This window comes from Butyrivibrio sp. AE3009, assembly GCF_000420845.1.
Classification (GTDB): domain Bacteria; phylum Bacillota; class Clostridia; order Lachnospirales; family Lachnospiraceae; genus Butyrivibrio.
The window spans coordinates 1-11,888 of sequence record NZ_ATVS01000059.1 but is presented as its reverse complement, the minus strand read 5'-3'; the positions used below and the strand labels follow the sequence as shown (position 1 = coordinate 11,888).

General features: G+C 47.2%; 8 protein-coding genes. 4 read left to right on the top strand and 4 right to left on the bottom strand.

Annotation, left to right across the window (positions count from 1 at the left end; genetic code table 11):
- Window positions 1–215: 215 nt before the first annotated feature.
- Together G588_RS0117350 and G588_RS0117345 are read right to left on the bottom strand one after the other, a co-directional pair.
- A complete protein-coding gene (locus G588_RS0117350) occupies window positions 216–1,664 on the bottom strand; it encodes a hypothetical protein (protein ID WP_022779965.1) in 1,449 nt (482 codons plus the stop codon).
- Window positions 1,665–1,687: 23 nt separating this feature from the next.
- Window positions 1,688–3,067, bottom strand: coding sequence for a hypothetical protein (locus G588_RS0117345; RefSeq protein ID WP_022779964.1), 1,380 nt, complete (start codon window positions 3,065–3,067; stop codon window positions 1,688–1,690).
- A 220-nt stretch (window positions 3,068–3,287) separates the two neighbouring features.
- Between G588_RS0117345 and G588_RS0117340 the strand changes: the two genes are divergently transcribed.
- From G588_RS0117340 to G588_RS0117330, 3 genes are all read left to right on the top strand, one after another.
- Window positions 3,288–4,712, top strand: coding sequence for a hypothetical protein (locus G588_RS0117340; protein ID WP_022779963.1), 1,425 nt, complete (start codon window positions 3,288–3,290; stop codon window positions 4,710–4,712).
- Between the two features lie 103 nt (window positions 4,713–4,815).
- Window positions 4,816–5,211 (top strand): hypothetical protein, encoded by a 396-nt coding sequence (locus G588_RS0117335; RefSeq protein ID WP_022779962.1) that lies wholly within the window; start codon window positions 4,816–4,818, stop codon window positions 5,209–5,211.
- A gap of 236 nt (window positions 5,212–5,447) precedes the next feature.
- The gene (locus G588_RS0117330) at window positions 5,448–8,546 is read left to right on the top strand and encodes a lectin like domain-containing protein (RefSeq protein ID WP_022779961.1); all 3,099 of its coding nucleotides are present in this window, start codon (window positions 5,448–5,450) and stop codon (window positions 8,544–8,546) included.
- A 310-nt stretch (window positions 8,547–8,856) separates the two neighbouring features.
- On the opposite strand, the gene G588_RS0117325 is transcribed toward G588_RS0117330, so the two are convergent.
- The gene (locus G588_RS0117325; protein ID WP_022779960.1) at window positions 8,857–10,002 is read right to left on the bottom strand and encodes an RNA-guided endonuclease TnpB family protein; all 1,146 of its coding nucleotides are present in this window, start codon (window positions 10,000–10,002) and stop codon (window positions 8,857–8,859) included.
- Complete coding sequence (gene tnpA / locus G588_RS0117320) at window positions 9,983–10,399, bottom strand: IS200/IS605 family transposase (protein ID WP_022779959.1); 417 nt, start codon at window positions 10,397–10,399, stop codon at window positions 9,983–9,985. The genes G588_RS0117325 and tnpA overlap by 20 nt, the downstream gene beginning before the upstream one ends.
- Before the next feature lie 296 nt (window positions 10,400–10,695).
- On the opposite strand from tnpA, the gene G588_RS0117315 reads away from it, so the two are divergent.
- Window positions 10,696–11,736 (top strand): AAA family ATPase, encoded by a 1,041-nt coding sequence (locus G588_RS0117315; RefSeq protein WP_022779958.1) that lies wholly within the window; start codon window positions 10,696–10,698, stop codon window positions 11,734–11,736.
- Window positions 11,737–11,888 lie beyond the last annotated feature (152 nt).

The following is an 11,888-nucleotide window of genomic DNA, read 5'->3' as shown; positions in this document are numbered from 1 at the left end:
CTTATTCCTCATATTTGTTCGGGTCATAAAGTCAAAATGCTTAACATGCAAGCATGTACGCATTTTTGACTTTTGACACCCATATCATTATATTATACTGTCCGTTCATCAGTTGGCTCGTTATTTTTTGACATGATTCGCTCAGATTTTGGCATAAAAAAGCACTGCAGCTCTCAGCCACAGTGCTTATTCATCCTTACTTATGTGTCAATATATTACTCGTTGATCCAGCCATAGCTTCTAACTGAGAACCACTCCGGAACCGTATCGTCGCTATCGGTATAGCCAAAGACCACATCATACCGGTTGTTGGCCTGCTTTCTGTCCTTGCCGGTCTGATCGAAGGGGATCTTGTAGCTCTTGGTGTTATCATAGAAGTCGTAATTATCTATTCCGTTCTTTTTCATAAAAGCAAGAAGCTCTTTTTGCGTAACATCGTTCTTAAGACCGCAGGGCAGCTCCATATTTGCATCGGTTCCATAGACAGTAACCTCGGTGACTATGGTATTTTTCAGCATGCAGGCTTTATCATCGAAATTGCCGACGGTGACATATATTCTCTCTTTTCCCCTTTCCAGAGCGATAGAATACTCAAGGCCTGCGCCGCACACACTACTTTCGTCATACTCATGCTTCCAGCCATTGTCCGTCAGAACCTTAAGCGGAACGGGAACGCTGTAAACAACACCGTCAAGCTGGAAATTACCGGACAAAGGATCATCCCCGAGACTCTCCGGAGCCTGATATTTGGCGAGATAGGCAGGGGTTTCATCACTCACCTCAGCCTCATCGAGATCCTCCGGCTCAGTTTCTGTCGCTATGCTATAGTACTCCAGAGTTCCGTCATCTGCAATATTGACATACACCATGTCATCATCTGTGTAGTAATCGTCATAGGTTGATCCATAGAAAAACAGACAATCATCAGTGACGTAATCAGGCTCTCCCCAGGCTTTTTTAACATCTTCCGCAGTTCCCGTAGGAAAAACTATGTCTCCGCCATGAGCGGTAACAGATACTCCCATTTCATCTGCCCTGTCTGCATAGAATGTGATCCTGGTAACATAACACTCATCGGCAGTCTTGGAATCTAAGCTGTAATTGGTTATATAAACATATGCGTCAGCACTGGTTCCCGGGTAGCGAAGTTCACAACTTATATATTCCTTGCTTCCAAGAACCTCCGAGTCTTCTCCATCCGGAAAGGTCCATCCGTCCTCCAGAAAGTCGCTGACCTTCTGAGGAAGCTGATAAGTTGTATCTCCCACTGTTATGGCAAAAAAGTTCATCGGATCAGGCTCCGTACTTACATGCGCTGAATCCTTGGTCTTCCCGGGTTTTTTCGCCTCGTCTGTATCCTCAGCATTCCCGAACAGCCCTTCATCGGGCTCCACAGACTGCAGATTAAGCTCCGGCACTTCCTCTGCCTGTTCTGCGCTCTCAGAGACCTCTGTCTCCTCTTTTGCCTCGCCCAGAACTTCAGGAAGAGCTGCGCTCTCTACAGTTTCGTATTTAGCCTTGGCACCCGCGTCCTTAGCAGTATCCTTATCTCCGAAGAACCTCGCTGACAGCACCACCAGTCCTCCCCAGGACAAGGCTCCCAAAAGAAGGAATGCCGCAACTGCTATAATCAATATCTTCTTGGTTCCGTTTTGTTGATCCATTTCTTTTTTCCTCCAAATATATCTTAGTCTGCAAGCCAGCCATAATTCTTCATGGTAACTTCAAACATTTTGCCATCAGAAAAGACAAAAGTCATACCACTTTCGAAAAGATGCCTCTCGGTCTCGGACTGATCATAAGGAAGGAAATAAGAATCTCTGCTCTCGTCGTAGTCGTAATTGGTAATATTGTGTTCCTTCAAATAGGCTTCAAATTCATCCTTTGTTGTATCTGTGCTAAGGCCCCCGGGGAACTCCATCTTAACATCGAAGGTGTGGAAATCGATGTCGGTAACCATAGTGTTCTTCAGAAGACATGCCTTATCATCGAAGTTACCCACGGTGGCATAAATAACCAGCTCGCCCTTGGTGAGAATAATAAGGGCCCCCTGACCTGCACCAATCACAGTGTCTTCATCGTAGTCATACTTCCATTTGTTATCCGTAAAAGTCTGAAGCGGACAGGGAAGATTATGTATCACCTTGCTGACCATGAAATTACCGGAAAAAAGATCGTCCCCAAGTTCTGCAGGCGCCTCATATCTGCCCAAATATTCCGGGGCTTCGGTGTTTACCTCACCATCTTCAATACCATCCGGTTTCATTACGTTTTTTACAATGATGCTGTTAACAATTCCTTCATCAGAGAAGTCGAATTCCACATATTCCTCCAGGGAATCAAGCTCATGACTGTCCTGTCCGTAGTAATAATAGGTACTCTCTCCCTTGGTTTCATCCGGCTCTCCGTACTTACTCTTAACATCTGCGACTGTGCTGCTGCCCATGACGATGTTCCCATCGCAAACAGTAGTAAGTCCCATGTCTTCGACCTGTCTTTCTTCTGCCTCTATTACCACAACATAACAATCCTTGAGCTGCTGCTCATCGAGACTGAAGTTCTTGATGGACACAGTTATATGACCATAACTACTTTCGGGAGTATAGAAGAAGAATATAGTCTGCTGATCGCCACTAAGCGTATCGGAAGGCTTATCATCGCCCATGAAGGTCCATCCGTCCTCAAGAAAATCACTGACCTTCTGCGGCAACTGATAGCTGTAATTTCCCATTGAAATTGCATAAAAATCTGACGTATCCACTTCCTTGCGGTTCGCTGAAGGAGTAAGACCCTCGTTCCCCTCGCTCTCCTCCTCAGATTCCGTCAGCTTATCTGCCTCCTCCTTGGTCTCATCGGTATCCGTCTCCTCTTTTACCTCTCCCAATACTTCAGGAAGAGACGCGCTCTCTATCGCTTGGGATTTAGCGTAGACATCCTCGTCCTTATCCTGATGCCCCTTGGCCATAAGCCCTGTTATGAAATGCACACTGAATACCCATCCTGCAACACCAAGGATAAGTACTGTCGCGATCACCGCAACGATGATCGGTCCCCTGCTCTTATTCATATTAAATTTACCTCCAACAACCCATATTTTTTATGGAAAAAACCAAAAGAAATGTACCATCTAACCGACAGAAATTCAAGAATTACAGACATTGTTTCACAGAAGATTCATAGATTAAAAAATTGGGGTCAGACCCCAATCACAGAATGTTCACAATTTACTCTTGTACTCCAAATCAATATCCCTTAAAATATCCCGAGTGAAAAACGAGGTATAACATATGTCCAGTAGATATGACAAAATAGTAAAAAAAGGAGGCGGCGGCTTCTTCGGGAAATTTATGGCCACGGTAGCCTTTCTCGGCTGGTCGGCACTAGGCTTTATAGCGTCGTTCATTGTGTGCATGTTCATCGAGAGCCTACTTCCGAGTAAGCACATGAGCGACCTTGCGGTGACGCTGATAATGCTCCCCATGTCCATCGCCCCCATGATATGGATGATGCTTCCTGTCAAAAAACCGGTTAAAAAAGAGAAGCTCCCTGCGGGGGCCAAGGCTCAGGCAAGGCGAGCAAAACGCAGGCGCATATTCGCGCGTATCCGCAAAAAAGCCGGCGAAGTCACAACCCGCATGCCTTACTTTGGCAGCATGTTCAGCCGCTCCCAGATCCTTGATAGCATTAAAAAAGAAAATTTCCACCCCTACACCGCCCCCGACGGCAGTAAAAGAGGCTTTGTCCGCGTCAGCGAATCCGATAAATGGGTCATGATCCTTGGCCGCTACATCCCTGTGGATCTGATCTACGGCTACAACAAAGAGGAGAACGTTCTCTATACCATTGACGGCAATTCCATCCAGCTCCCGGTTCTTGCCAGGTCCTACCATATTGCAGCGGACATCGAGAGCTTTTTTGAGGAAAGAGGCATGTACTACAAGGAAGCGCCCGCCTACACCGCCAGGAACTTTAGGTCTGTCATCGCCAAACACGGTAACGACCTAAGCACCGCAGACTGGGGCCGCGTCCGCTATCAGTGGGAAAAAAATATCGCAAGAAGCGCTCACCCTGACACCGTCGTCAAAAACGGCAAATTCAAGGCGACCATCGAAAAAAATCAGATCAACCCCGAGATCTACGAAAGGGTCCTGTCCGACTCAGAGCTCCATATCATGTACAATGCCGCTCTTTGCAACAACGTTCCCCTTGAACAGATCACAGATTTCGCTTCCTACATGAATGAATTCTGCGTCTGCAACGGCGTGAAGGTCCTGGAGATGCTTAAGTATCCCAAGAACAGCGCAGGCATGGACTTTCTCTTCGAGTGCCTCGGCGACCTTGACGAAGCCTACTTTAGCCTCGCAGTCACCGTCCTCTCCAAATTCCCCCGTGACATTCTCACGCAGGAGATTGAGAAGAGAGCCCGGCTCTACCACGAAGCCGAGGATGCCCTTCGCCTGGCTGGAATATTGTTCTTGGCAAAAGAGATTAAGTACGACATTAAGTATGTAGAGGCGGTTAAAGAAGGCGTTGAGATAGCGGCTATTGATGGCAGCTCAGCAGATGCACATGAATCCGCATCAGATCATAAACTGCCTTCAGCCCTCGAGCCCTCCTCCCTAATAGGAACGGTAGAAACCACCGAGGATGGCCTTGCCAAGTTCGTTGCAGTAAGCACCGGCGCACCAATAGCCTTTGAAACTGAGAACTAATTAATTATAAGTTTTTAACGCATATTTATGCACGAAAATATGGTATAATATAAGAATACACTACCTAATTAACAGCCTGTATCCCGGGCAGAAAAGGAGCGCTATGACACCTTTACCAGATTTGCAGGAACTCGAAAGACATATAGAAGCCAACGCCCTTGGATATGCCGCCTCCCAGGGAGTGCCGGTGGAGCATTGCATTGCCAACCGCACCGTTGAGATGTGGTGCCAGATGTGGCCCGACGAATCCGCAGGCGCCGCCCACACAGCCGCCGAGAGAGGCAAAGCTGTTATGACGGAAGGCTATTTCACCATCTTCCACTACAAATTCTACGACCCCCGCACCCAGAACAGCTACGAACTCTACAGCTGCACCTACGGCAACAACCCCGACGACGGCTTCCTTGCCATGAAAGAGGAGATGGACGAAGGCTTCTACGAAGCTTGGAAAAATCACGACGTCATGCCCCTGTGGCAGGTCCTCGAAATATATCAGTGAACTCACTCCCCCAAGCACCCATGCTTTGGGGGTATTTTTTTGCCCCCACATATTTAATTTCAAATCCCGCCGCCAACCTGAAATAAAGTCTCCAAAAAGCCCATTCTTTACAGTGTTTTAATGATTTCTACAGGGAAAAGAAATAACTCTTTGATAACATATCCTCAGTATGTGGCCTTCAATTTTTTACTTTAAACGGAGTTAATCTAAAAAGTTGTAAGAGAGGTAAAAGAGCTATGAAAAAGCAGTTCCTTGCTATGATCTTGAGCGTAGTAATGATGTTTTCCGGTGCAGGCACAGCACTTGCCACGGACGGCGGAGCATATGTCCTTACGGAAAACAGTGAATTAGAAGAAATCTACACTTCTGATGTAATCTCATCTGATTCAGCGGCTCAGTTTGATATTATTGACGAAAAAAGCTCTGAGCCTCTCGAAGAAGGCATCACAATATCTCTCAAAGATGCTCCCGACGCCCTTTCAGAGGAAGCAGAAAAAGACTCCCTCACAGAAGACACAGAGGCCAACACCCCCCTCGAAGACGCCGCAACCGAAGACTCCCTCTTAGAAGAAGACGCCCTCTCAGACGCCTCAGATGACGGAGCCTGCGAACAAGACACCCTCCTCGAAGACGTCGAAGAAGACACCCGCACCTTCTCCACCGGTCTCTCCCTTGACGGCATCACCACCAACATCATCCGCGGCGACACAGCAGATGACGCCTCTTTCCTTGCCACCTATCCCTCATCCTACAGAACCGCAGACCTCCCGCCCCTTCGCGACCAGAACCCCTACGGCACCTGCTGGTCCTTCGCTTCCCTCGCCCTCGCAGAGATCAGCCTTATGAAAAAAGGCATCTACACCGAGCCCGATCTCTCCGAGCTTCACCTTGCCTATTTCACCTTCAACTCCGTCGTTGACCCCCTAGGCGGAACAGAAGGCGACTATATATCCTACGGTAACAACGTCCTTAACTACGGCGGCAATTTCGAGATGGCCTTCCAGACCCTGGCCAAATGGACAGGCGCAGCATCCGAAACCACCGTCCCCTACAAACAGGCTGGCATGCTCAGAACCTCCGGCCTGTCCGCTTCCCTTGCCTACAACGACTACGCTCATCTAAAAAGCGCCTACATAGCCGAGATCGACATGGACAGCTTCCGCTCCACCAAGGACATCTCCGCCCTCGCCCCCATCAAGCAGATGGTCACCGATTACGGCGCCGCCGGCATGTGTTTCGGAGCAATCGACAACATGTCCAGCGCCGTCAGCACCAACGTCTACAGCAAAAAACATAAGAGCTACTACAACTCTACCCCCATCGACGCCAACCACGCCGTTGTCATCGTAGGCTGGGACGACGATTTTTCAGGAAGTAACTTTGCCAAAAAAGCTCCCGGCGACGGAGCCTTCCTCATCAGAAACAGCTGGACCACCACCGGCAGCCCCGACAATCTCGACTACGCCGGCTACTTTTGGATGTCCTACTACGAGCCCAGCATCATCGACACCTTCTACGCCCTCGAGGCAGCCCCCGCCGATGATTATGACAACAACTACCAGTACGACGGCAACAACGCAGGCGCCTTCACCTCAGTCGCCAAAGGAGCCAACGTCTTCACCGCCCACTCCGGAAGTGGCGACGAGACCCTCCGCGCCGTTACCTTCTACTCACTGGCCGATTCCACCAGCTACACCGTCGAGATCTACCGCGGCGTCTCTGATACCCCCGCATCCGGAACCCTCGTATCCTCAGCCACAACCACAGGCGTAACGCCCTTTGCAGGATACATTAACGTTCCCCTTGCCTCCCCAGTGCCCCTCACCCAGGGTCACAAATTCGCCGTTGTCGTAACCCTCGGCAGCGACTCCCTCATGGCTGATGCCAGCTACAAGCAAGGAGGCTACCTCTGTGCCTCCGCCTCAGACGGAGAGAGCTACTACGCTGTCGGCTCCCACTGGTACCCCCTCCCCGACAACTTCCGCATCAAAGCCTTTACAAACAATTCTTCGGCAAAAAACAGCGCCGAGGAAGCCCATAATATCGACGACCCGAATAACTCAGATTCAGATAAAGAAACATCCGACCAAAATTCTTCCGACACCGAAGAATCCTGCGAAAACGACATAGAAGACGCTGCCATCGACTGGGGCGACATCACCGACGAGTCCGTCAGGGAGCAGTTTGACAACGATCCGGCAAATATCCCCCAGACCACCTGGTACGTCATAGACAGCGACGTAGTCCGCCCCTCCGACTCCTCACACCTTAGCTACTCCGCAGACTACACCGGCTCCAAAATAACCTTTGACCGCGACATCGCAGTCTACAGCGGCACCGCCAGACTTACTCAGGGCAAGGATTACACCATCTCCTACTCCCAGAACATCAAGGCCAGCGCCCCCGCAGGCACCACCCCCAGCTTCACAGTTAAGACCAAGGGGCAAAACAAGACCTCCCGCACCTTCTACTTCACCATAGACCAGGTGCCCATTTCCCGCGCCGTTGTCACCACTGAGACCGTGATCCCCGTATCCAAGGGCAGCAAAAAACTAAGCTCCATCAAGCCCAAGCTCACCTACGGCTCCAAGACACTGAAACTCGGCACCGACTATCATCTTGAATACCAAGGCCTCCAGGGCATCATCGACGACCCTTCCAAGGTTATATTAAATGACCTTGATGCCAACTACACCATCAGCATCGTCGCTTACGATGAATGTAACTTCATGGGCACCCACGGGCAGACCATATCCGTCCTCATCGTTAACCCCAAGGAGATAATCCCCGCCTCCAAGTTCACCGTTGGAGACTCTAATCGCAAAGCCCTCAAATTCAGCTACTGCGACATCGTTTGCGACACCACTCCTATGGACCTCTTCACCTCAGGCCGCGCCTTCGTCTACTACAACAAAGAGGCCCTTGAACCCGGCACAGACTACGACGTCCTTGAAGTCGAGGATAACTACTCCACCGTCGGCACCCACAGGATCCGCATCGTAGGCCTTGGCGGCGAGCGAGGCTTCACCGGCTCCAAAACAGTGACCTTCAAAGTCCTGCCCTACAACATCAAGAACGACTCAGACAGCCGCCTTGAGATCAAAGTCCCTGCCGCTCAGTATAATAAAAAAGGCTCCACCCCTCCCGTCACCGTAACCTTCCTGGGCCCCGATGGCGAGAAGACAGAGCTTACCCAGGGCGTAGACTACACCCTTTCCTATAAAAACAACAAAAAAGTGGCAGCCGCCGGCACCTCCAAATCCCCCACCGTCATCATCAAGGGAAAAGGGCGCTTTTCCGGCACCGCCACCAAACAATTCAGCATATACGAATGATCACTCTTCTCTCCATGAACTTTCGTAAGCAGCAAAAGTGTCAGGCCTTCCGGCCTGACACTTTCCCATGTCTACCTCACTCTATATACTTTCGGGTAACCATTTCACTCATCTACGATGAATTTCATTTCTTTACCCTAAATCCATTAACACTTCTCGCTGCGATCGTGAACTACTCCGACTTATAGAAGTCGGAGCTTCCTGTTTCAACCACTACTGCATTGGCTACGAATATACGCAACTCAACGTCTTACACAATGTCCACAGGCGTATAAGTTAGGGCTATTCCATCCCTACTATATATTTAGTTTTATGCTACTACAAAAGATTCGTTTAGTATGCGTAATCCTTCACGTAAGATGTTGATAGCGGCGTTTTGGTCACGGCTTATTGTAAGACCGCAATCACATTTCATTGTACGAATTGTGAGATTTTTCATCTCAGGATGTACCTCTCCACAACAATGACATATCTGTGATGACGGAAACCACTTATCTACTTTTACAAGATATTTGTTTCTCTCTGATAGCTTATATTCAAGCATCGACAGAAACATACCATATCCGTTATCAAGAGTAGCTTTGCCGTTACCAAAACCTTTATTTGACATAGACTTCATATTCAGAGATTCCACGCATACGACATCGTACTGATTGGTTATCTCAGTAGATATTTTATGTAAGTTATCAAGCCTCTGATTTGATATGTGTCTATGGATTTTATTTACTTTACGAAGCTGCTTGATATAATTATTGGACTTAATTTCATGTTTCCTAGAGCCTTGCATACGTGATAGTTTGCGTTGAGCTTTTGCAAGCTTATCGTGGCTCTCACGGTAGTATTTATGGTTAGTACCAACGTTACCATTATTATCTACGTACAGACCATCAGAAGCATAGTCCAAACCGATAGCATTGGTTGTGTCTGCTACATAGGTATTTATAGTATCTGCAATCTCAAACAATATAGAAATATAGAACTTCCCATCAGATTCCTGTGATACAGTAGCTGATTTGATACTCCAGTTATCATCAGGTTTACGATGGATGATAGCTTTTACATGACCTATTTTAGGGAGTCTAATGCTATTATCAGTAATGGCAACGGTGCCGTGTTGATTGTTTGTAGTGTATGATTTACGGGTATGCTTAGCTGATTTGAATTTTGGAAATCCATTATTCTTCTTACGGGATTTGCTAAAACAGTTACGGAATGCTTCCTGTAAGTCCATCTGTTTATTAGCAAGAGCAAGGCTATCCACTTCTCTGAGATATGGATAATCCTTTTTGTATTTGGCGGGTGTTACAGTAACAAACTTACCTGTAGACTTGTAGCTCTCAATTGTATCGGAAAGCATGAGGTTATAGACCTTGCGGCAACAACCGAAGGTCTTGGCAAACATAACACTTTGTTCAGTTGTAGGATATGCTCTATACTTAATTGCTCTGTTTGTCATCTTTCTTACCTTGAGATTGTATATACTGCTTGATAATGTCTACGGTAGCACCGCCAGTGGTCAGCAGACAAAAACTCTGTGACCAGAACATCTCTTTCCAAAGAGATTTACGTATCTGAGGAAACTCTTTCTTGATAAGTCTGCTGCTTGCAGATTTATACGCATTGATAAATTTACTTATCTCGGTGTTGGGGTGTCCTCGGAACAGGATGTGAACATGGTCAATGTCGTGATTCCATTCTTCTAACGTAATGTTATATGTAGGAGCAATCTTCTCAAATATCTCTTTGAGACGGCTTGAGATTTTGTCATTTATCACCTTGTTACGGTACTTTACACACATGATAAGGTGATAATGCAACATGAATACTGAATGATTATTATTATCTAATTTCATACTATTTACAACCTTTATTATACATAAGACTGAATTGTGATTAGATTATAATATTATCAGATTCCAAAATCAAGAAACGCTGTGTTTATCGCAATTCATCCCACCACCTATAGAGGTGGGGGATTTCTTGCTCACGGCGTCTTAAACTTCCCTCTCGCACTTCCCACAGCGCCGTCACCGTTTATAATGAATTATGACAATTTATGAACAACCACTTGAATTATGACAATTTATGAATGTATAATATATTTATGATGAAATATGACAATTTATGAACATTTATGAAAGGCCATCTCATGAAAAAAGACAACCCCTTCACCTTAACCTTCGGCAAACGTCCCGCCGAATACATATCAAGATTTGAAGCCACCGAGACCATCGTCTCCACCTTCACCGCAGACAATCCCATCAGCCAGACCTACCTCATCGAAGGTATCAGAGGCAGCGGCAAAACTGTTCTGATGACAGCCGTCACCGCCGAACTTGAACAGGATGACAGCTACATTATCATTGACCTTAACTCAACACAGAATCTCCTGAACGATCTGGCCATGAGACTTGTTGACTCCTGCAGTAAATTTCCCGACATAATGAAGCAAGGCTTCAACATTTCAATTGCCGGTTTTGGTGTTGGCGTTGGCGGTAAGGAAGATCTTCAGGACAGCATAAGCATAATTGAGAAAATACTTGTCTCCCTGAAGAAGAAGAATAAGAAAATAATCATAACCATAGACGAAGTCCAGCCCGATGAGAACATGCGCCGCTTCGCCAGCCAGTTCCAGATATTCATCAGAAAAGACTATCCTCTCTTTCTCCTTATGACAGGCCTCTATGAGAATATCTACGCTATACAGAACGATCCGGCACTTACCTTCCTTCTCAGGGCCCCAAAGATTAAGCTTGACCCCCTGAGCCTTCAGCAGATAACCAAGCAATATATGAAAATATTTGACATTGACTTCGACACTGCCCTTAACCTTGCCAATATTACCAAAGGTTATGCCTTTGCATTTCAGGCACTTGGTCTCCTATATTATGAGTACCGTGAAGAGATGCCTCTGCCTGACATCTTGAACAAACTCGACGATATGCTTGATGACTTCGTTTACAAAAAAATATGGGAATCACTGTCCGCGCAAGAGCGTGCAATAGTAAGAGCTATCTCCTCCGACGAAACGAAAGTTCAGGCTATTTGTAAAAAGACTTCAATAACCTCCGCCAGTTTCTCCCAGTACAGAGAGCGGCTCATAAAAAGAGGTATCATCCTATCACCCAGGCATGGTTATGTTTCTTTAGCACTGCCCAGATTTAATGTCATTTCCAAATTTTATAAATAAAAAACCGGGGTGCCAGCTTCCCATATCTGACACCCCATCCATTCCTCAATCATCCTCACTTCATATACTCCCGGGTAGCCATTACCTTTTCCTTCTTCTCTCCATAACCTCACGGGTCACCACACGTGTCTGGCCCCGGCCTGACACTTCCC